This window comes from Caldisericia bacterium (assembly GCA_030018355.1).
GTDB lineage: Bacteria > Caldisericota > Caldisericia > B22-G15 > B22-G15 > JAAYUH01.
In genome coordinates this window covers 57,981-78,600 of sequence record JASEFN010000002.1, presented here as the reverse complement: position 1 = coordinate 78,600, position 20,620 = coordinate 57,981, and the positions used below count along the sequence as shown (strand labels likewise).

Annotated in this window: 21 protein-coding genes and 2 tRNA genes; 9 read left to right on the top strand and 14 right to left on the bottom strand. The window is 28.2% G+C overall.

The window, feature by feature from the left end; translation table 11 throughout:
* Positions 1–7: 7 nt before the first annotated feature.
* The 13 genes from QMD25_01910 to QMD25_01850 form a co-directional block, all read right to left on the bottom strand.
* Positions 8–1,192, bottom strand: coding sequence for a replication-associated recombination protein A (locus tag QMD25_01910; protein MDI6860756.1), 1,185 nt, complete (start codon positions 1,190–1,192; stop codon positions 8–10).
* The gene (locus tag QMD25_01905) at positions 1,189–1,782 is read right to left on the bottom strand and encodes an exonuclease domain-containing protein (GenBank protein ID MDI6860755.1); all 594 of its coding nucleotides are present in this window, start codon (positions 1,780–1,782) and stop codon (positions 1,189–1,191) included. The genes QMD25_01910 and QMD25_01905 overlap by 4 nt, the downstream gene beginning before the upstream one ends.
* Positions 1,763–2,122 (bottom strand): dihydroneopterin aldolase, encoded by a 360-nt coding sequence (folB, locus tag QMD25_01900; protein ID MDI6860754.1) that lies wholly within the window; start codon positions 2,120–2,122, stop codon positions 1,763–1,765. The genes QMD25_01905 and folB overlap by 20 nt, the downstream gene beginning before the upstream one ends.
* The gene (gene folP, locus QMD25_01895; GenBank protein MDI6860753.1) at positions 2,106–3,326 is read right to left on the bottom strand and encodes a dihydropteroate synthase; all 1,221 of its coding nucleotides are present in this window, start codon (positions 3,324–3,326) and stop codon (positions 2,106–2,108) included. The genes folB and folP overlap by 17 nt, the downstream gene beginning before the upstream one ends.
* Positions 3,316–3,891: a GTP cyclohydrolase I FolE gene (gene folE / locus QMD25_01890; GenBank protein ID MDI6860752.1), complete on the bottom strand. Its 576-nt coding sequence runs from the start codon at positions 3,889–3,891 to the stop codon at positions 3,316–3,318. The genes folP and folE overlap by 11 nt, the downstream gene beginning before the upstream one ends.
* Positions 3,881–5,125, bottom strand: a complete 1,245-nt coding sequence (gene hutI, locus QMD25_01885; GenBank protein ID MDI6860751.1) for an imidazolonepropionase — start codon at positions 5,123–5,125, stop codon at positions 3,881–3,883. The genes folE and hutI overlap by 11 nt, the downstream gene beginning before the upstream one ends.
* Positions 5,126–8,281 (bottom strand): ribonucleotide reductase N-terminal alpha domain-containing protein, encoded by a 3,156-nt coding sequence (locus QMD25_01880; GenBank protein ID MDI6860750.1) that lies wholly within the window; start codon positions 8,279–8,281, stop codon positions 5,126–5,128.
* 92 nt (positions 8,282–8,373) lie between these two features.
* Positions 8,374–9,381: a 2,4-diaminopentanoate dehydrogenase gene (ord, locus tag QMD25_01875; GenBank protein ID MDI6860749.1), complete on the bottom strand. Its 1,008-nt coding sequence runs from the start codon at positions 9,379–9,381 to the stop codon at positions 8,374–8,376.
* Positions 9,378–10,097 (bottom strand): transporter substrate-binding domain-containing protein, encoded by a 720-nt coding sequence (locus QMD25_01870; protein ID MDI6860748.1) that lies wholly within the window; start codon positions 10,095–10,097, stop codon positions 9,378–9,380. The genes ord and QMD25_01870 overlap by 4 nt, the downstream gene beginning before the upstream one ends.
* Positions 10,098–10,105: 8 nt before the next feature.
* On the bottom strand, positions 10,106–10,603 hold the full coding sequence (locus tag QMD25_01865; GenBank protein ID MDI6860747.1) for a methylated-DNA--[protein]-cysteine S-methyltransferase: 498 nt from the start codon (positions 10,601–10,603) through the stop codon (positions 10,106–10,108).
* Positions 10,593–11,147 carry an HDIG domain-containing protein gene (locus QMD25_01860; protein ID MDI6860746.1) on the bottom strand — a complete coding sequence of 185 codons (555 nt, stop codon included), beginning with the start codon at positions 11,145–11,147 and terminating at the stop codon, positions 10,593–10,595. The genes QMD25_01865 and QMD25_01860 overlap by 11 nt, the downstream gene beginning before the upstream one ends.
* Complete coding sequence (locus QMD25_01855; protein ID MDI6860745.1) at positions 11,144–11,584, bottom strand: RidA family protein; 441 nt, start codon at positions 11,582–11,584, stop codon at positions 11,144–11,146. The genes QMD25_01860 and QMD25_01855 overlap by 4 nt, the downstream gene beginning before the upstream one ends.
* A 1-nt stretch (position 11,585) precedes the next feature.
* Positions 11,586–12,332 (bottom strand): Sir2 family NAD-dependent protein deacetylase, encoded by a 747-nt coding sequence (locus QMD25_01850; protein ID MDI6860744.1) that lies wholly within the window; start codon positions 12,330–12,332, stop codon positions 11,586–11,588.
* Positions 12,333–12,377: 45 nt separating this feature from the next.
* On the opposite strand from QMD25_01850, the gene QMD25_01845 reads away from it, so the two are divergent.
* From QMD25_01845 to QMD25_01805, 9 genes are all read left to right on the top strand, one after another.
* Positions 12,378–13,055 carry a response regulator transcription factor gene (locus QMD25_01845; GenBank protein MDI6860743.1) on the top strand — a complete coding sequence of 226 codons (678 nt, stop codon included), beginning with the start codon at positions 12,378–12,380 and terminating at the stop codon, positions 13,053–13,055.
* Complete coding sequence (locus QMD25_01840; GenBank protein MDI6860742.1) at positions 13,042–14,769, top strand: ATP-binding protein; 1,728 nt, start codon at positions 13,042–13,044, stop codon at positions 14,767–14,769. Before QMD25_01845 ends, QMD25_01840 begins: the two co-directional genes overlap by 14 nt.
* Before the next feature lie 71 nt (positions 14,770–14,840).
* On the top strand, positions 14,841–15,908 hold the full coding sequence (gene pstS / locus QMD25_01835; protein ID MDI6860741.1) for a phosphate ABC transporter substrate-binding protein PstS: 1,068 nt from the start codon (positions 14,841–14,843) through the stop codon (positions 15,906–15,908).
* Between the two features lie 17 nt (positions 15,909–15,925).
* Positions 15,926–16,789, top strand: coding sequence for a phosphate ABC transporter permease subunit PstC (gene pstC / locus QMD25_01830; protein ID MDI6860740.1), 864 nt, complete (start codon positions 15,926–15,928; stop codon positions 16,787–16,789).
* A gap of 2 nt (positions 16,790–16,791) precedes the next feature.
* Positions 16,792–17,640, top strand: a complete 849-nt coding sequence (gene pstA, locus QMD25_01825) for a phosphate ABC transporter permease PstA (protein ID MDI6860739.1) — start codon at positions 16,792–16,794, stop codon at positions 17,638–17,640.
* Positions 17,628–18,386 carry a phosphate ABC transporter ATP-binding protein PstB gene (gene pstB / locus QMD25_01820; GenBank protein MDI6860738.1) on the top strand — a complete coding sequence of 253 codons (759 nt, stop codon included), beginning with the start codon at positions 17,628–17,630 and terminating at the stop codon, positions 18,384–18,386. The genes pstA and pstB overlap by 13 nt, the downstream gene beginning before the upstream one ends.
* Before the next feature lie 15 nt (positions 18,387–18,401).
* Positions 18,402–19,070 (top strand): phosphate signaling complex protein PhoU, encoded by a 669-nt coding sequence (gene phoU / locus QMD25_01815; protein MDI6860737.1) that lies wholly within the window; start codon positions 18,402–18,404, stop codon positions 19,068–19,070.
* Between the two features lie 130 nt (positions 19,071–19,200).
* A tRNA-Lys gene (locus QMD25_01810) sits at positions 19,201–19,276 on the top strand.
* Between the two features lie 4 nt (positions 19,277–19,280).
* Positions 19,281–19,355: transfer RNA gene (locus QMD25_01805), tRNA-Glu, on the top strand.
* Between the two features lie 8 nt (positions 19,356–19,363).
* Here QMD25_01805 and QMD25_01800 read toward each other — a convergent pair.
* Positions 19,364–20,617 (bottom strand): adenosylhomocysteinase, encoded by a 1,254-nt coding sequence (locus QMD25_01800; GenBank protein MDI6860736.1) that lies wholly within the window; start codon positions 20,615–20,617, stop codon positions 19,364–19,366.
* Between the last annotated feature and the right edge of the window lie 3 nt (positions 20,618–20,620).

Below are 20,620 nucleotides of genomic sequence, written 5' to 3'. Positions count from 1 at the left end.
TTATAAATTAATTTTCTTCGAAAAATTTTTCATCTTTTATCTCATCTGGTAAATATTGAATCTTTTCATCTGGATGATCGTGTGGATATACATAACCTTGTCCCCAACCTAAATCTTTTAAACCTTTTATGACTGGATTTCTTAAATGTAGAGGGACAGGAAGATTTCCATATTTCTCTATTACTTCTAAAACTCTTTCTTGTGCCTTAAGTACTCTATTATCTTTTGGTGCCCTTGCAAGATAAAGAACAACTTCAGAAAGAATTAATTTTGCTTCAGGAAGACCAACTCTATCAACTGCCTCAGCACATGATGTTGCAATAACAAGAGCGAAAGGATCAGAAAGACCTATATCTTCACTTGCTAAAATTATTAATCTTCTTGTTATAAATCTTAAATCTTCACCTCCTTCAATAAGCCTCATAAGGTAATAAAGAGATGCATTGGGGTCACTTCCTCTTATACTCTTAATAAGTGCTGATATTAAATTATAATGCTCTTCTTTTCTATCAAATTTTATTTTTTTTGTAATTAAAAAATTTTCAAGATCATTAACGCTTATCTTGACTTTCTTATCTTTGTATTCTGCTTTTATGTTTTCAAGAACATTTAATAAAAATCTTGCATCACCATTTGAAATTTCAATTAAATAATTTTTAGAATCTTCGTCTAATTCAATATTTTCTAAAATTTTTAAAGCATTTTCTAAAATTTTTTCCATCTCTTCATGTTTATAAGGCTCTAAAATAAACAAGAAACATCTTGAAAGAAGAGGTGGAACAATTGTAAAATATGGATTTTCTGTTGTTGCTCCAATCAATATTATGTCTCTTTCTTCAACAAAAGAGAGTAAAAAATCTTGCTCTTTTCTATCTAATCTATGAATTTCATCAATAAAAAGAATTGTCTCTTTTTGAAAAAAATCTTTCTCTCTTTTAGCATTGTCAATTATAATTCTCAACTCTTTAATACAAGTTTCTGCTCCAGAAACTCTTATAAAATTTAGTTTGCTCTCATTTTTTATAATTTCTGCAAGAGTTGTTTTGCCAGAACCAGGTGGTCCCCAAAGAATAAGATTTGGAACTTCACCATTTTTAATTTTTTGTTTAAATGATTCAGTTATTATATCTTTATGACCTATAAATTCATCAAAATTTTTAGGTCTTAAAATAATTGAAAGTGGTTTTTTCATAAATCTTCAATAAAAACATAAAATGCATCAAGAATTAATTTATCATCTTTATACATATTTTCAGCATATCTTTTTATAAAATTTATTCCTAAACTTTTACTTCTTTCTTTTAAAATTTCCCATAACCTAAAGGTTAAAATTGCATCATCAATTGCTCTATGATATTCATCTGAAGGTATACCAAACTGATTTAAAGCATTTCTTAAAGAATGAGATTTTAAGTTTGGCGCTAAAAATTTTGATATGATTAAAGTATCAGAGAGGCGATTTTTAAGTTTTATATTTCCCCTTGTTTCAATAAATGGGACATCAAAGTTTAGTATATTATGACCAATAAGAGGATAATTATCAATAAATTCAAAAAATTCTCTAATTGCCCTCTCTTCTTCAACACCAAAATTAGAAATATCCTCTTCAGTTAATCCTGTCAACCTTTTAATTTCATCTGGCAAAGACTCTTTTGGATCGATTATTCTAGTAAACTTCTCTTTTATTTCTCCATCATAAACTTTTACACATCCAATCTCAACAAGTTTATTATATTCTGGATTAAGCCCTGTTGTTTCAATATCAAAGAAGATAAGAATCATTTTTAAGAGTCACCTCAACTCCAACTTTATCAAGAATTCCTTTAATAGGAGGTGAAGTTTTTTCAACTCTTACTGTTATATATTTTACTCTTTTATCTTCAAGAATTTTTCTTCCAATTTCTTTTGCAAGTGTCTCAATTAGTTTAAATTTAAAATTTTCAACAATATCTTTAGTTTTTTTATAAATTTCTGTGTAATCAATTGTTTCTTTAAGTTCATCCTCTCTTGGAGTATCACACTCTAATTCAATATCAACAACAAATCTCTGGCCAAGCAAATTTTCTTCTTTTATTGCACCGTGATAAGCATAAAATTCCATTCCCTTAAGAAATATTTTCATAACTCTCCCTTACAAACTCATCATATACTTTTACTGCTCTTTTTATCTCTTTAACATCATGAACTCTTAAAATATCAACTCCCTCTTCAACTGCTTTAAGAGATGCTGCAATTGTTCCTTCTAATCTTTCATAAACTGGTAAATTAAGAAGTTCTCCAATAAAACTTTTTCTACTTGGTCCTAATAAAATAGGAAAACCAAGATTTTTGAAAACACTTATATTTTTTATAATTTCAAGATTGTGCTTTAAATTTTTTCCAAAACCAATTCCTGGATCAAGAATTATATTTTCTTTTTTAATTCCATTTTCTAAAGCATAATTTATTCTTTCATTAAAAAAATCTATAATATCCATTATTACATCTTTATAATAATTTTCTGTTGGGGGTTTACCTCCTCTTCCATCAATTGAGTGCATTAAAACAACAGGTACATTATATTTACTTATAATTTCTACCATCTCTTTATCGTATCTTAAAGCAAGAGTATCATTTATTAAACTTGCACCAATATGCAGAGCCTCTTTTGCAATTTGAGGCTTATATGTATCAACTGAAATTGGAACATCAATTTCTTTAACAAGTCTTTTTAAAACAGGAATAACTCTTTTCCTTTCCTCTTCATAAGAAATCGGAGTTGAACCCGGTCTTGTTGATTCTCCTCCAATATCAATCAAATCCGCTCCCCATTCAACCATAAGTGTTGCAAGTCCAATTGCATTATCAATTAAATTTTCTCCATACAATCCATCTTCTGAAAATGAGTCTGGAGTTAAATTTATAATTCCCATAATGTATGTTCTTTTACCCCATTCAAAAATTTTATTTCCTATTTTTGTTTTTTTAATTTTTTCACCTAATATAATTTTTTCAATTTCCTCTGCCACTATCTTTAAACCAAAAGGTTGAAGTTTTAATTTAGGAATTAATTTTTTATAAATTGCTTGTGTTCCAATAATAATACAATCTACCTTCTCATTTTTTAAATTATATGCGTGATATGGAATTGCACAATCTCCTCCTAAAGATAAGCACTCCTGTTTTAAAATGTTTGCACCCCTCGAATCTAATTCTTCAACTTTTATGAGTTTTAATACCATTTTATCTTTCATTATTGATATTCCAACTGGATGAACATCAAGATCTTTTAAAATTTTTTCTTTTTCAAAATCTTTCAAAGATAGTTCTCTAACTCTATAATTCATTGTTTCCTTTTGAAATTAACATTAAAAATTCACTTCTTGTTGAAGCATATTTTTCGAATCCTCCCCTAATAGCAGAAGTAACAATTAAACTTCCCATCTTTTTAACTCCTCTCATAACCATACAAAGGTGCTCTGCTTCAATAACAACACCTAATCCCAAGGGTTGCACTTCTTCAAAAATTATATCTGCAATTTCACTTGTTAATCTTTCTTGAAGTTGTGGCTTTCTTGAAAGAGAGTCAACAACTCTTGCAATTTTTGAAATTCCAACTAGTTTTTTACTTGGAATATACCCAACATGTGCTTTTCCAAAAAATGGTAAAAAGTGATGTTCGCACATTGAGAAAAATGAAATATTTCTTAAAATAACCATTTCGTGATGTTTTTCTTCAACAAATCCATTCTTAAGGTATTCTCTTGGATTTTCATGTAAACCCCTAAAAATCTCTTCATACATATCTGCAATTCGAGTTGGAGTATCTTTTAAACCTTCCCTTTCTTTATCCTCTCCAATTGCCTCAATAATTAATTCAACCGCTTTTTTAATCTTTTCCTTATCTATCAATGTTGATCACCTCTCCATTAATTATCACATATTTTATAAAATTCATACCAACATAGTAAGGAATCTCTTTAAAACTTTTAAGTGAAAAAACAACAAAATCCGCTCTTTTACCAACTTCAATGCTACCAACCTCATTTTGTAAATTTAAAGCATACGCACCATTTATTGTGGATGAATTTATTGCCTCTTCAACTGTTAAACCCTCTCTTATTATACTTAAAGAAAGAATAAGAGGAAAATTTAAAGAAGGAGATGTTCCTGGATTAAAATCAGTTGATATTGACAGTGGAATTCCTAAATCTATTAATTTTCTCCCTCTTCTCTCATCTCTTTTAAAAATAAATCTTTCAAGCGGAAAAATTATTCCAACTGTGTCGCCCTTACTAAGTTCTTCTAATTCACTCTCCTCTGTTAAATCAAGATGTGAGAGAGATTTTATTTTATATTTTTTCGCAAGTTTTGAAGCCTTTAAATTATTAAATTGATCAATGTGAAGTGAAACTGATGCTCCTAAATTTTTAGTTACCTCTAAAATTTGAGTAGCCTCCTCCACTGAAAATGCCCCTTCTTCAATAAAAATATCAATGAAATCAAAAAGATCCTCTTTATAAATTTTTGGCATAATTTCTAAAACTTCGCTTAAGAAAACTTTTCTATCAAACTCTTTTGGAATAAGATGTAGTAAAAATGTTGAAACAGTTTTTATTTTACTTTCCTCCTTTATTTTCTTAATTGTTTTTAAAAGTTTAATCTCTTCTTGAAGAAAAAGTCCATATCCACTTTTTATTTCAAGAGTTAAAATTCCATAAGAGTTTGCAGTTAAAATTCTTTCTTTTGTTATTTTAACCAATTCATCTTCATTTAATGATATTGTATCTTTTTGCGTTTTATAAATACCCCCGCCTTTTTTCTGAATTGAAAGATATGATTCACCATTAATTCTTGCTAAAAATTCATCTTCTCTTGATCCACCAAAAAGAATATGTGTGTGAGGATCTACAAAACCAGGAAGCAAAATATTTTCATTTTTTAGATCAAGCACCTTTTCACCTTCAAATCTATCAAGAACCTCTTCTGTATCAGAAACACACAAAATTTTTCCATTTTTAATTGCAATTCCTCCATTATTAATAATTTTTAACTCTTTTAACTCTTCTCCTCTTTTTAGATTTGAGTTATAAGGAGTTATCAATTCTTTTATGTTATAAATTAATAAGTCGACATTTTCTTTCATTTAATCACATTTTGAATAACCACAATTTGGGCAAGTATAACAACCTTCCATACTTATCATAAGAGACCCACATTCAGGACAAATTTGAATATCTTCTTTTTTCAATTTAACTTCAACTTCTGGGGCACTTTTTTCTTCAAATTTTAATTCTTTCTTCTCTTCTTTACTCATTGAAAGATAAATCTCAATTGCCTTTGCAATTGCATCAGCACAAGAAAGTATCTTTTCTCCATCTTGCCAAATTGGATTTGGGCATCTTATTCCTTTAAGTTGTTCTATTATTGGTTCAGGTGAAACACCTGAACGAAGTGCAAGAGAAATTAATCGAGATATTGCTTCGGTTTGAGATGCAGCACATCCTCCTGCTTTGCCAAGAGTTGAAAAAACTTCACATATTCCATTTTCATCTTCATTTATTGTTACATATAAATTTCCACAACCAGTTTTCATTTTAATTGTTGCTCCATATGTTATTTTGGGTCTTGGTCTTGGAGAAAGTCTCTCTTTTTTTACATCTTCTTCTTTTTGTTCTTTACCTTTAACAAGAACTTGAACCTCTTTTGATCTATCTCTATAAACTGTTACTCCCTTAAGTCCAAGTTCATAAGCCATAAGGTAAACTTTTCTTACATCATCAACAGTGGCTTCATTTCTCAAATTAACAGTTTTTGATACAGCATTATCAACATAATCTTGAAATGCTTTTTGAATTTTTAGATGCCATTCTGGTTCTATATCATGTGCTGTTACATAAATTTTCTTCATATCTTCTGGAATTTCATCAATGTGTTGTATAGTTCCCTCTTCAATAATCTTTTCCATTAATTCATCGCTATATAATCCTCTTTCCTTTAACTCCTTTTCAAAAAGAGGGTGAATTTCAAACCATTGTCCTATTGCAACTTGTCTTTTAAATGCAAGTGCAAAAATTGGTTCAATTCCAGATGAGCAACCTGCAATTATACTAATAGAGCCAGTTGGTGCAATTGTTGTAACAGTTGCATTTCTTACTTTTCTATTTTCTTTCTCATAAACACTTCCACTCCATGCAGGAAAAACACCTCTTTCTATTGCTAACTCTTCTGACTTTTCCCATGCTTTTTTGCTTATAAAGGACATAAGTTCCTTTGCTAAGTTAATTGCATCTTCTGAATTGTAAGGAATCCTTAATTTAATAAGAAGATCTGCAAAACCCATTATTCCAAGTCCTATTTTTCTTGTTAGTTTTGTCATCTTTTCTATCTCTGGTAGAGGAAATCTATTTGCATCAATTACATTATCAAGAAAGTGAACTGCATCTTTAACAACTTTCCCTAATCTATCATAATCAATTTTTCCATCTTTTACAAATTTAGAAACATCAATTGATCCCAAATTACAAGATTCATAAGGAAGTAAAGGTTGTTCACCACAATCTAAACTCAAAATACCATTTGTTATCCATGTATAATCATTAGGAGCTTTTATATCATATACTTCCTCTTCACCATCTTCTTCTATATTAATAATTTTCTGATATTCATAATTAATTAAATTTTCATTTTTATAATCTATAAATCCAATTTTTTTATTAAATAACTTTGCTCTTTCACCTGAGACAATAATTCTATATATATTCACATCTGTATAAATTAAATCTGATGGAATTCCTAAAAATAGTAAAATTATCTGAACTTGCTCTAAAAGTTTTTTAGAAGCTGAAGATAAAGATATTGTTAATCTTCCATTTGAGTCATAAATTGAACCACAAGCTGAAAAAAGACCTCTTAAAATTGCTTTTAATGCTTCACTACTATTTTCTAACAATTCATCAGGTATTGTTTTTTCTTGATAATTAGAAAAATTAAATAAACTATTCAATTTATTAGTAAAATAATTTTTATAAGAATCAATAATATTAGAAGAGTTTGAATAATTTTTGAGAATTGGTGAAGAATGTGAAATTAAAACCTTTTCACTTCCTAAAGGAAGATTTATATTATTTGAATTACTTAAAGATTCTTTTCCTAAAAAATATCCTAAAAGTTCAAAATATTCTAAATTTTGATTTTCAGATTTAATTTCAGGTGTATTTAAAGGAATAAAAACTTTTTCTCCTATTTGAATTTCTTCTAACTTTTTCCATCCATTTTCAGTATATAATTTATGATCTTTGGTTATTTTTAAACTAATTCCTGACTCTAAAGTAATTTTATAAACCTTTTGAACTCCATTATTAATAACTTCTTGAATTTCATTCCATCCCTTACCTCCCCAAACTTTTAGACCTTTAACTAAATTTTTTGCTTTAACTAATCCTTTATTTGTAAAAACATATGTATCTCCAACAACGCATGGGTTTGTTGATTCAATTTCACCAAGGTGGGGTGTTGGATTTTTCTTGTTAATATTATCAATAAAAATAACCCCTGGGTCACCACTCTTCCAAGCGTGCTCAACAATCATTTCAAATACATCTCTTGCCCTAAGTTTTCTCCAAACTCTTCCATCTCTTGGATTAATAAGTTCATATTCTTCATCATTGAAATATTTGTTCATAAAATAATCTGTTATTGCAACAGAAATATTGAAATTTGTTAATACTCCTTCTTTATCTTTTGCTGTAATAAAATCCAATATATCAGGATGATCAACTCTTAAAATTCCCATATTTGCTCCACGTCTTACCCCACCCTGTTTTATTGTTTCTGTTGCTTTATCAAAAACCTCCATAAAAGAGAGAGGGCCTGACGCAACACCCATTGTTGATTTAACAATATCGCCTTTTGGTCTTAATCTTGAAAATGAAAAACCTGTGCCTCCACCTGATTGGTGAATTAAAGCAGCATATTTTACTGCATCAAAAATTTCTTTTAATGAATCACCAACAGGAAGAACAAAGCAAGCGGAAAGGTTTCCCAATTCTCTTCCAGCATTCATAAGAGTTGGTGAGTTTGGTAAAAATTCTAAACTGACCATCATATTAAGAAAATTTTCAAAAACTTTTTCTATGTCAACGTCTTTATTGTAAATCCTATCTATATTTGCGATTACTCTTGCAACTCTTTCAAAAAGTTCAAATGGGGTTTCTATAACTTCACCTTTTTCGTTTTTCTTAAGATACCTCTTTTCAAGAACAAGTTTAGCCTGGGGTGTAAGATTTATCTCTTTTTCCATGATATCCTCCTAAAATTATGAGTCTTTATTTAAATTTACAACCCTAAATATCTTAAGTCAATACAAGAATTTTTCTCATTTGAAAAGAATTTTTAATCTAAAAATCTTGGTATCGGAAGATCTTTCATTGTAAGTAATCCTGGTCTTGCTGCATATACAATAGGAATCATATTAACAGCAATTGAAATTGTTGCAACCCCACCCTGAATTTCTGGCTTGTTAACAAAATTTATTGGAGGTTCACCCTCAATAAAAATATAATCTCCAGTCTCAACTCCTTCCAGTTGAGGTAAAATTTGCTGAGGATGTTCTAAAATTATTTTCTCTTCTCCATCAACAAATCCTTTTGCAACATGTTTACATCCTGCAACCATACCAGGTTTAACTTCTATATATTGAGTTTTTCTATAAACATTTGAAATTATAGGCTCTCTATACTCTTCTATTTTTTCTAATTTCCAATTTAAAGCATCACAAATCATGCTTATAGATTCAGGAAATCCAAAATGTCCAACAATTTCCCCCTTTTTTAAGCCTTCATTAAACTCTTCAATTGTTGTTCCAACACCTTGAGTTTTCATAACAGATGGACCATATGGAGAAAGATCATTTACTCTTTTTGCGTATATTTTGTTAATTTTCTTCATTACGCCTGTTAAAGCAATAATTAAAGTATCTAAAACAAATCCAGGGTTAACACCTGTTCCAAGAAGTGTAACACCACCTTCTTTTGCTAATTTGTCGAGAGATTCTGCTAATTCTTTAGATGCTCTCCATGGATAAGCCATCTCTTCTGCAATTGTAATTACATTAACTCTATTTTTTAAAATAGGAACAATTTCTGGATACGCATCTTTAACTCTTGAGCATGTAGCATGAATAAATATATCAACTCCATTTTTAATTACTTCAAGAGGGTCTATGCTAATTTTAATTCCTAAAGTACCTTTTCCAATAATTTCTCCTATGTCAATACCTTTTCTCTCTTTTCTCTTTGAAACAACTCCAACAAGTTCAAGGTTCTTTTTCTCAAGAATTAAAGAGATAATTCCAGAACCCATTGCTCCTGTTCCATAAACTGCGACTCTAAATTTTTTCATCTCTCCTCCTCAAACCACTTTAAAATTAATTTATTATAACCTTTTTCATTAATAATTTTAGAAATTGAATAATTTATTTTATATCTTAAATCATTATCTTCGTCTCTTAATACAATAACTAAACCATTACTATAAACATTTGTCTTGAAAAATTTATTTTCATCTAATTTATATATATCTACTACAACTTTTTCAACAAGAATTGCGTCTGCTTCTTGATTTTCTAAACTTTTTATTGCCTCACTAAAATTTTTGTATGGAATTTTAGTAAGATTTTTAACATTTTTTACAATCTCTTCTGCATATGTATAAAGAGGAAGTATAAGAATTTTATTTTCTAAAGAGTTAATAGAATCTATTGGAGAATCGACTCTTGATATAAGAAGATAAGATAAATCAAAATAAGGAATAGAAATTGAAACTCCCTGAGGATATTTATATTTTAGTGGATATCCTCCTATTAAAATATCAATATCTTTTTTCAAAAGAGGTTCAAAATTTATTCCTTCAATTTCAATAAATTCTTTATCAAAATTTAACTCTTTAAGAAGAAGATTTAAAAAATCAATGTTAAACCCAACTAAATTTCCATTTTCTTTATATGAAAATGGAGGAAGGTCTATATTTATCCCAATTTTAATAACTTCTTTTTTATTTTTACAAGAAAAAAGAAAGAGACTTAAAAAAATTAAAATTAAAATAAGTGTCTTTTTCATTAAATTAATTATAAAACACACTCACTTTTAACTCTATTATCATCTAAAAATGTAACTCCCTCAAAAATAAGAAGCATCTTTTTTAAATCACTTCCATATCCATAATCACCTAAAGTAAAATCGCTCTTAATAACTCTATGGCAAGGAATTATAATAGGAAATGGATTTAATCTTAATGCATTTCCAACCGCTCTAAAAGAATTTTTTTTATTTAGTTTTAAAGATAGATTTTTATATGTTGTTACCATTCCACGTGGTACTTTTGATAAATGAATTAAAACATCTTTTTGAAAATCTGTTAAAGAATCAAAATTAATTAAATCCAAATTAAAAAACTCTTTTTTTCCAAAAAAATAACTTTTTATTTCATCAATAAAAATTTCATATTCTTGAGAGTAATTTTCTTCTACTTTCTTTTCAATATTTACTTTTATTATCTTAGCATTATTAATTTTTACTCTTAAATAAATAAAATCTAAATTTATTAAAATTTCTTCAAAGTCCAATTTCGCTTCCTATTTCTTTCATAGCATCAAGAGCAATTTCAATAAATTTTTCAAGTGGAATATTAAGTTCACTTTCACAAGTTTTAATGTGTTCTCTATTTGCACCTCTTGCAAACTCTTTTGTTTTAAACTTTTTCATAACTGAACTTGCTTTAACACTCATAAGTTTTTTATCAGGCATAACAAGAGCAGTTGCAACAATTAAACCAGAAAGTGGATCTGCTGCAAAAAGAGCCTTTGCAAGAAGAGATTCTCTTGGAATTCCATGTATTTCATTATGAGATTTAACTGCATTAACAAATTCATCGTCAAAACCCATCGATTTTAAAATTTCACCTCCAACCAAAGAGTGATTATTTGGATCATCCTTTGTTTCAGAATAATCAATATCATGTAAAATTCCACACAACTCCCATCTTTTCTCGTCTTGTCCAAGGAATTTTGCAACTCCCTTCATTATTGCGCCAACTGCAAGCGAGTGGTTTACCAAATTTACATCTTGTAATTTTTCTTTAATTAAATTAATTGCCTCTTCTCTATTCATTCATAGACCTCCACAATCATTGATATTTCAATTGCAGCATTTAATGGCAAATTTTTTACTCCTATAGCAACTCTTGAGTGTTTTCCTTTCTCTCCAAAAATTTGGAAAAGAAGATCGCTTGCGCCATTTATAACTTTTGGTTGATCAAAAAAGTCATCATTTGATGAAACAAATCCCTCTACCTTTATTATCTCTTTTACTTTATCAAGAGTTCCAATCTCATTTTTTAAATTTGCGAGGAGTTTTAAAAGAACCTTTTTACTCTCTTCATATCCCTCTTCTACTGTTAAATTTTCTCCTAATTTTCCTTTTTTCTCAGAAATAACACCAGAAAGAAAAAGTATATTTCCAACTCTTTTACATGGAATATAAGAACCAACTGGTTTTGTTGGTTCTGGTAAAGAAAGGCCAAGTTCTTTAATTCTCTCTTCAATCATATTAAACCTCCAAGTTCAAAATTTTATCTAACTCTTTAAAAACTTCATCAATATCTGAGTTTATATAGAGATCATATTTAACATTTTTTAATGAAACATCTCCTTTATTAATAATAACAACTTTTCCATTTGTAAATTGAGGCAAAAGAGAGGCAGGATAAACTTTTAAACTTGTTCCAATAACAAGAAGAAGATCACATTTTTTAACAAGTTCAACCGCTTCATCAAAATGGTGCACACTTTCTCCAAAAAAAACAATATTTGGTTTTATTAATCCTTCACATAAATCACATTTTGGAACTTTTTGAAATTTTAATTTCTCTTTCATCTCACTAAGAGAATATTCTTTACCACAACTTACACAGAAAGATTTCTCAATTGAACCATGAAGAGTCAATACAATTTTATTTCCTGACCTCTCATGTAACATATCAATATTTTGAGTTATTACTCCTTTTAATTTTCCTACTCTTTCAAGTTTTGCTAAAAATTTATGAGTAAAGGTGGGAATTGCTTTTTCAAGAAGAGATAAAAAATCCCTTGCAAAATCATAAAAGTATTCTGGATAAACAAAAAAATAATTTATATCAAAAGTCTTATCTGGATCATATCTTTTTGTTGTATATATTCCCATAGGACCTCTAAAATCTGGAATTCCTGCATTTGTTGAAATCCCTGCGCCAGTGAGAGATACAATATTATTTGAATTTTCAATCAGTTGTTTTAATATTTCTAAATCCTTATACATATTTTAAATTTTAGCATAAAGAAATTATATAATTTTATTAAGAATATGAATGAAAAAATTGGAATTGTTGATGATGAAAAAGATATTTTAGAACTAATTGATATAAACTTAAAAAATTCTGGTTATAAAACTTTTCTTTTTGAAAATGGTGAAAGTGCTCTAAAATGGGTTGAAAAAGAGAATTTTGATCTTATGATAATTGATCTTATGCTTCCAGATATTGATGGCTTTGAGTTAATAAAATTAATAAAAAACAGATCACCGCAAACTCCAATAATAATATTAACAGCAAAAGGGAGTGAAATAGATAAAATAGTTGGCTTTGAGATTGGTGGTGATGATTATATAGTCAAACCATTTTCAGTAAGAGAATTAATTGCAAGAGTTAAAGCACTATTAAGAAGGGCAAAATCTAAACAAGATGAAGAGAAAATAGTAATAAATGAAAATTTCATAATTTATCCGAAGAAATATGAAGTTTATATAGATAATGAAGAGATAAATTTAACAAAAACTGAATTTAATATTTTGCTTACTTTATATAAAAGAAAGGGGGAAGTTCTTACAAGAGATGAACTTCTTGATATATTATGGGGAATGGATAAAATAGTTATAGACAGGACAATAGATGTACATATAAAACACTTGAGAGATAAATTAAAAAATTTTGGAAGTTATATAAAAAATGTAAGAGGAGTAGGATATAAATTTGAAGAGGAGTAATTTAGAGAAAAGATTAATAAGACAAATTTTAATATCACTTCTCATCTCTTTTATTTTTATTATTTCAGTATCTACATTTTATATAAGAAGAGAGTTTATTAAAAGTTATGAATTAAATTTAATAATGATTGCTAATTCAATTTCTGAAGAGATAAAAAAATTTCATAAAGAAAATAGAATTAATGAAATTGATAGTTTTATAAAAAGCATAAAAATTTTAGAGGGATATAGAATAACAATAATAGATGAAAATGGAGTTGTTTTAGGTGATTCAATTTTCAATATAGAATTTATGGATAATCATAAAAGTAGACCTGAAGTTATAGAAGCATTAAATGAAAAAATAGGAAAATCAATAAGATTTTCAACAACAACAAATGAAGATATGCTTTATATAGCTGTTCCAATTAATATTGATAATAAAAAGGTAGTAATCAGAACAAGTTTATCATTAAAAGAATTAAATAGGGTTATATTCACCCTAATTTCTGAAATAACAACAATTTCAATTATCTCTTTTCTAATTGGTTTTTATATTTTATATCTCTATTCAAAAAAAATTAGAGAATCTCTTAATCTTATAAATTTAAAAATTTCAAAAATTATCAAAGGAGAATTTAAAGATAAAATTATATTAAAAAATGAAGAATTTAAAGAGATCGATGAAAATATAAATATACTTGGAGAAAAAATAGAGAATTTATTAGATCAAGTTGATATTAATAAGGACAGGTTAAACTCAATTCTCACTTCAACAGACGAAGTTATATTTGTTGTTGATCAGCAAGGTATAATAACATTTGCAAATAAAAAATTTGAGGAGTTTTTTAATGAAAAAAACTTTATTAATAAATATTATTGGTCAATAATTAAAGATTTGGATATTCTTACCTTTATTGAAAATGGTTTAAAAAGAGATTTTTTTGAGAAAAAAGAGTTTGAAAAATTAAATGGGTTTTATTTAATATCAAAAAGTCTAATTGATAAAACAAAGGAGAGAATCTTTACAATTTTTGATATAACATCTATTAAAAAGTTTGAGGAAATTAAAAGAGATTTTGTTAAAGATGCATCACATGAATTGAAAACACCAATAACTGTAATAAAGGGCTTTATAGAAACAATAGAAAATGAAGTAAAAAATAAAAAATATATTGAAATAATAAAAAGAAACATAGACAGAATGATAAATATTATTAATGATCTTTTAACTCTTTCAAAACTTGAAGAAAAAAAAGAAATTGAGATGAAAGAATTTGATTTCAAAAAAACTCTTCAAAATATTCTAAAAATTTTTGAAGAAAAAATTAAAAATAAAGGTCTTGATCTTATATTAGATATAAAAACTAAAGATACTACCATTTTAGGGGATGAGTTTAAGATTGAGCAAGTTTTAATTAATTTAATTGATAATGCAATAAATTATACAGATAGTGGATATATAAAAATTAGTTTTTATAAAGATATGGAAAATGCATATTTTGAAATTGAAGACAGTGGAATTGGAATTCCAAAAGAGAGTTTAAATAGAATTTTTGAAAGATTTTATGTTGTTGATAAATCAAGATCAAGAAAAAGTGGAGGAACAGGTTTAGGTCTTTCAATTGTTAAACATATAATTATTCTTCATAAAGGTAAAATTGAAGTAGAGAGTGAATTAGGAAAAGGGACAAAATTTAAAATTACACTTCCTCAAAAATTAACAGAAAATTAACAAAAAAATTAATTTTAATTAACAAAATAATGGAAAAATAAAATTGTGAAAAACTTTTTAGGAGGTTTTTTATGAAAAAGTTTGTTTTAAGCATCATTATTTTAGGTTTGGTAGTATCACTCATTTCTCTAACTGCTTGTAAAAAAGAAGGAAAGAGTGAGCCTGTTGAACTTTTGGGAGCAGGAGCAACATTTCCTCAACCACTTTATATAAAATGGTTTGATTATTATTACACAAAGACAAATGGTTTAGTTAAAGTTAATTATCAAGGAATAGGTTCAGGTGGTGGTATTCAACAATTAATTGAAAAAGTTGTTGATTTTGGTGCATCAGATGCTCCAATGAATGAAGATGAAGAGAAAAGAGCAGGAGCAGAAGTAATTCATATTCCTGTTGCGCTTGGTGCAGTTGTTGTAACTTATAATCTACCTAATAATCCAAAATTAAAACTTACAGGTGATGTTGTTGCTGATATATTTATGGGAAAAATAACAAAATGGAATGATCCACGAATTCAATCTCTTAATCCAGAAGTTACATTACCCAATTTAGATATAACAGTTGCTCATAGATCTGATGGAAGTGGAACAACATATGTTTTTAGTGATTATCTTTCAAAAGTTAGTGAATCTTGGAAAAAAGAAATGGGGGTCGGAAAATCTCTAAATTGGAAAGTTGGTTTAGGTGGAAAAGGAAATCCTGGAGTTGCGGGTATAGTTCAACAAACATTAGGTGCCATAGGATATGTTGAACTTATTTATGCAGAACAAAATGGTATGCAATATGCTATGATCAAAAATAAATCTGGTAAATTTGTTGATGCAAATTTAAAATCAATTTCTGCCTCTGCTAATGTTTCTCTTCCAAAACATACAAAAGTTTCAATTACTGATACAGATAACCCAGATGGATATCCTATATCAAGTTTCACTTGGATTATTGTCTATAAAGAACAAAATTATGGTGGAAGAAACTACAATAGAGTAAAAGCACTTGTTGAATTATTAAAATGGATGAATAGTGAAGAAGCTCAAGAGATTAATGAACAACTTCTTTATGCAAAAATTCCGGAAGCAGTTAGAAAAATTAACGTAGAAAATATTAAAAGTATAACATTTGATGGAAAAGAGGTTAAATAGTATAATAAGGTAGAGATATGAAGGTTGACAGGGTCTTTAAAATAATTTTAATTTCAGGTGGATTTTTAATGGTAATTTTACTCTCAGCAATTTTCCTATCTCTTGTCTTCTCTTCAATTTCTTCTCTTAAAGAATATGGAATACGCTTTTTGTTCACAAAAGAGTGGGACCCTGTCAACCTAAAATTTGGAGCAGTTCCATTTATTATTGGAACACTTTTAACTTCATTTATATCTCTTTTAATTACTATACCTTTCTCGCTTTCAATCTCTATTTATCTTTCAGAATTATTAAAAAATAGAACAATATCAAAATTACTTCAAACTCTTATTGAATTAATTGCAGGAATACCATCTGTAATAGTTGGATTATGGGGTCTTTTTATTTTAGCACCTATTATAAGAAACATTCAAGCAAAATTAGGAATTCAACCAATTGGAGTTGGAATTTTTACCGCTTCTCTTATTCTTTCAATTATGATAATTCCATATTCTGCATCAATAGGAAAGGAAGTATTATCTCTTGTTCCAATAGAGGTAAAAGAAGGAGCAATTTCACTTGGTGCAACAGAGTTTGAAGTTATAAAAGGAATTTTAATTCCAACATCATTTAAAGGAATTTTTGGTGGATTTCTTCTTTCATTTGGAAGGGCTTTTGGAGAAACAATGGCTGTTACAATGGTAATAGGAAATGCAAATAGAATTCCAAAAAGCATATTTTCTCCTGGACAAACTATGGCAAGTTTAATAGCAAATGAATTTACAGAAGCAACCTCTATATTACATCTTTCCTCATTAATTGAAATAGGTTTAATACTATTTATTATTTCTGTTTTAATTAATATTTTAGGAAGAGTCATTATAAGAAAGGTTACATTTTAAATATGAATAAACTTGATTATATTAATAAAAAAAGGGTCATAAAAGATAAAATATTTAAAAAATTTGTAACAATTCTTACTTTTATCTCTATAATTCCTCTTTTCCTTATAATTTATTTTGTTTCTATAAGGGGTTTTAGATATCTTTCCTTAAGATTTATAACTTCTCTTCCTAAACCAATGGGAGAAGCTGGCGGTGGAATTTTTAATGCAATTATTGGTAGTTTTATAATAGTTGGAATTGCAGCATTAATTTCAATTCCAATTGGAATTATTGTTGGAGTTTTTCTATCAGAATACAAAGAGACAAAATTTAGTGAAGTTGTTAAAATTTTAATCGATACGCTTCAAGGTATACCATCTATTGTAATAGGTATAATAGGTTATATTTGGATTGTTAAACCACTAAAACACTTTTCTGCAATTTCAGGAAGTATAGCACTTGCAATTATGATGCTGCCAATAATTATCAAATCGACAGAAGAAATTTTAAATATGGTGCCTCAAGAGATAAAAGAAGGTGCAATTGCACTTGGTGCTCCATATTATAGGGTAGTTTTAAAAATTCTTTTACCTTATGGTTTTGTTGGAATTTTTACAGGAATACTTCTTGGTATTTCAAGAATTATGGGAGAAACTGCTCCGCTTTTATTTACTGCTTTTGGAAATCAATTCTTAAATTTAAATATTTTTAAACCAATGAGTACAATTCCATATGTAATTTTTGTTTATGCAACAAGTCCATATAAGGAGTGGCACAATCAAGCATTTGCAGCCTCGATCATTTTGATTATAATTGTATTATCTATTAATTTAATAGGAAGGGCTTTAGAGAAGAAATGGAAAATGTAATATTATCTATTAAAAACCTATCAGCATATTTTGGAGATAATAAAGTTTTAAATGAAATTAATTTAGATATCTATAAAAATAAAATAACCTCAATTTTAGGACCATCTGGTTGTGGTAAAACAACTTTTATTAGATGTTTAAATAGGTTACACGAACTTGTGCCTAATGCAAAAGTTGAGGGTGAAATTCTTTTAAATGGAGAAGATATATATAAAATGGATCCTATGATTGTAAGACAAAAAATAGGAATGGTTTTTCAAAAACCAAATCCCTTTCCCACAATGTCTATTTATGATAATGTAATTGCAGGATATATTTTAACAGGAATTAAACTCTCAAAAGAAGAAAAGGATAGAATTGTTGAAGATTCTCTTAAAAAAAGTGGACTTTGGGATGAAGTTAAAGATAATCTTTTTAAAAGAGGAGTATTTCTTTCTGGAGGACAACAACAAAGATTATGTATAGCAAGAGCACTTGCAATGAATCCAGAAATTTTACTATTAGATGAACCAACATCTGCGCTTGATCCAATTTCAACTCTTAGAATTGAGGAATTAATGATTGAACTTAAAAAAAGTGTTACAATTATTTTAGTAACTCATAATATTGGACAGGCAGGTAGAGTTTCTGATTATACTGCTTTCTTTTATCTTGGTGAACTTATTGAGTATGGAAAAACAACGGATCTCTTTACAGTACCAAAAAATAAAAAAACAGAAGAGTATCTTTTAGGAAAAATTGGATGAAAGGAGTAAAAGTGAATGAGTGAAATCTTAGATAAAAAAATTTTAGATTTAAAAGAGAAATTAGTTAATCTCTCACTTCTTGTGAGAGATCAAATGGAAAAATCTTTTATAGGATTAAAAGAAAGAGATAAAAATTTGTGTAAAGAAGTTATCGATAGGGATGATTTGATTGATGAAAAATCAATTGAACTTGAAAAAGAGGCTCTTCAAGTAATTGCAACACAAGACCCAAAAGCAGAGAGCCTGAGAGTAATAAGTGCAATCCTCTTTGACAATATAGATCTTGAAAGGATGGCTGATCACTGTGTTGATATAGCAGAAATAACAATGACAATCGCAGATGAGCCACATTTAAAACCTTTAATTGATTTGCCAAGAATGAAAGATATTTGTATTAAAATGCTTGATAATGCAATTAAAGGATTTTTAGAAAAAGACACTGAATTATGTAGAATAACAATTGAAGATGATGATATTTTAGATGATTTGAACTCACAAATTTTTAGAGAACTATTAACATATATGCTCGAAGATCCAAAAAACATAAAAAGAGCAAATGCTTTACTTCAAATAAGTCAACATTATGAAAGAATCGGAGATCACATAACAAATTTATGCGAAAGAGCAATTTACGCTTTTGAGGGAAAACTTATAAAGACAAACCCCCATAAACCAAGATATTAATCCATCTTAAATCTTCAGTTTATATTACTCTTATAAAAATAAAATTAACTACTTTATCATTTCACAATAATTAGATTAAATTAAAAATCTCTTGACATATTTTTAATAATTTGTAAAATTAAAATGAATTGGGCCGCTAGCTCAGTCGGTAGAGCACCGGCCTTTTAAGCCGGGTGTCGCAGGTTCGATTCCTGCGCGGCTCACCATGGTGGCCTCATCGTCTAACGGTTAGGACACCGCTCTTTCAAGGCGGCAATGGCGGTTCGATTCCGCCTGGGGCCACCATTTTATTTTTAATCAATTTTCCAACTCATAAGATATTTTTCTTGCTCTTCTGTTAAACTATCTATTTCAATCCCGAGTGTTTTAAGTTTAATTTTAGCAACTTCTTTATCAATTTCTTGAGGAACATCATATACCTTATTTTGGAGAACTCCTTTGTTTTTTAAAAGATATTCAAGAGAAAGTGCTTGATTTGCAAAACTCATATCCATAACTGATGATGGGTGCCCTTCTGCTGCTCCAAGATTCATAAGTCTTCCATGAGATATAAGATAAACTTTTTTACCATTTATCAATTTATGTTCAGTTAAATTATCTCTTATTTCTTTTTTTTCAATACTAATTTCATTTAAACCTTCTACATCAATTTCAACATTGAAGTGTCCAGAATTCCCAAGAATTGCACCATCTTTCATCTTTAAAATGTGTTCTTTTGTTATAACATTTTTATTGCCTGTTGCAGTTATAAATATGTCTCCATAAAGAAGAGATTTCTCAATCTTCATAACATCATAACCTTCCATATATGCTTCAAGTGCTTTTATTGGGTCAACTTCACATACAATAACATGAGCACCCATTCCTCTTGCTCTCTCAGCAATTCCTTTTCCACAAAAACCAAAACCTATAACAACTAAAGTTTTACTTGAAAGAAGGATGTTTGTTGCTCTAAGCAAACCATCAATTGTCGATTGTCCAGTTCCAAATCTATTATCAAAAAATCTCTTTGTTTTTGCATTATTTACAGCAATGATAGGATAGGCAAGAAGTTTTTCTCTTTCCATACTTTTTAATCTAATTACCCCTGTTGTTGTCTCCTCGGTTCCTCCGATTATTTTTTGGGTTAAATATTTAAATTTCTCATGAAGAATAACAGTTAAATCACCTCCATCGTCAACTGTTAAATCTGGTTCTATTAAAATAACTTTTTCAATATGGTTAAAATATTTCTCTTTATCCTCTCCTCTTATTCCAAAAACAGGTATTCCAAAATCTTTAACAAGAGATGCTGCAACATCATCTTTTGTGGAAAGTGGATTTGAAGCACACAAAAAAACTTCTGCGCCTCCTTCTTTTAAGGCAACAACAAGATTTGCAGTCTCTGAAGTTATATGTAGTGAACATGCTATTTTAAGGCCTTTAAATGGTTTTTCTTTTTTAAATCTTTCACTTATTTCATTTAAAACTTTCATCTCACCTTTTGCCCAAAGAATTTTATTTAATCCCTTTTTGTTCAAAGAAATATCTAAAATGTCATAATCCATACA

What these genes read in the sequence shown, in the direction of transcription:
- QMD25_01910 (MDI6860756.1), bottom strand. Translation starts at nt 1,192, where the DNA reads ATGAAAAAACCACTTTCAATTATTTTAAGACCTAAAAATTTTGATGAA.
- QMD25_01905 (MDI6860755.1), bottom strand. Translation starts at nt 1,782, where the DNA reads ATGATTCTTATCTTCTTTGATATTGAAACAACAGGGCTTAATCCAGAA.
- folB (MDI6860754.1), bottom strand. Translation starts at nt 2,122, where the DNA reads ATGAAAATATTTCTTAAGGGAATGGAATTTTATGCTTATCACGGTGCA.
- folP (MDI6860753.1), bottom strand. Translation starts at nt 3,326, where the DNA reads ATGAATTATAGAGTTAGAGAACTATCTTTGAAAGATTTTGAAAAAGAA.
- hutI (MDI6860751.1), bottom strand. Translation starts at nt 5,125, where the DNA reads ATGAAAGAAAATGTCGACTTATTAATTTATAACATAAAAGAATTGATA.
- QMD25_01880 (MDI6860750.1), bottom strand. Translation starts at nt 8,281, where the DNA reads ATGGAAAAAGAGATAAATCTTACACCCCAGGCTAAACTTGTTCTTGAA.
- ord (MDI6860749.1), bottom strand. Translation starts at nt 9,381, where the DNA reads ATGAAAAAATTTAGAGTCGCAGTTTATGGAACAGGAGCAATGGGTTCT.
- QMD25_01870 (MDI6860748.1), bottom strand. Translation starts at nt 10,097, where the DNA reads ATGAAAAAGACACTTATTTTAATTTTAATTTTTTTAAGTCTCTTTCTT.
- QMD25_01860 (MDI6860746.1), bottom strand. Translation starts at nt 11,147, where the DNA reads ATGAATAGAGAAGAGGCAATTAATTTAATTAAAGAAAAATTACAAGAT.
- QMD25_01855 (MDI6860745.1), bottom strand. Translation starts at nt 11,584, where the DNA reads ATGATTGAAGAGAGAATTAAAGAACTTGGCCTTTCTTTACCAGAACCA.
- QMD25_01850 (MDI6860744.1), bottom strand. Translation starts at nt 12,332, where the DNA reads ATGTATAAGGATTTAGAAATATTAAAACAACTGATTGAAAATTCAAAT.
- QMD25_01845 (MDI6860743.1), top strand. Translation starts at nt 12,378, where the DNA reads ATGAATGAAAAAATTGGAATTGTTGATGATGAAAAAGATATTTTAGAA.
- pstS (MDI6860741.1), top strand. Translation starts at nt 14,841, where the DNA reads ATGAAAAAGTTTGTTTTAAGCATCATTATTTTAGGTTTGGTAGTATCA.
- pstC (MDI6860740.1), top strand. Translation starts at nt 15,926, where the DNA reads ATGAAGGTTGACAGGGTCTTTAAAATAATTTTAATTTCAGGTGGATTT.
- pstA (MDI6860739.1), top strand. Translation starts at nt 16,792, where the DNA reads ATGAATAAACTTGATTATATTAATAAAAAAAGGGTCATAAAAGATAAA.
- pstB (MDI6860738.1), top strand. Translation starts at nt 17,628, where the DNA reads ATGGAAAATGTAATATTATCTATTAAAAACCTATCAGCATATTTTGGA.
- phoU (MDI6860737.1), top strand. Translation starts at nt 18,402, where the DNA reads ATGAGTGAAATCTTAGATAAAAAAATTTTAGATTTAAAAGAGAAATTA.
- QMD25_01800 (MDI6860736.1), bottom strand. Translation starts at nt 20,617, where the DNA reads ATGGATTATGACATTTTAGATATTTCTTTGAACAAAAAGGGATTAAAT.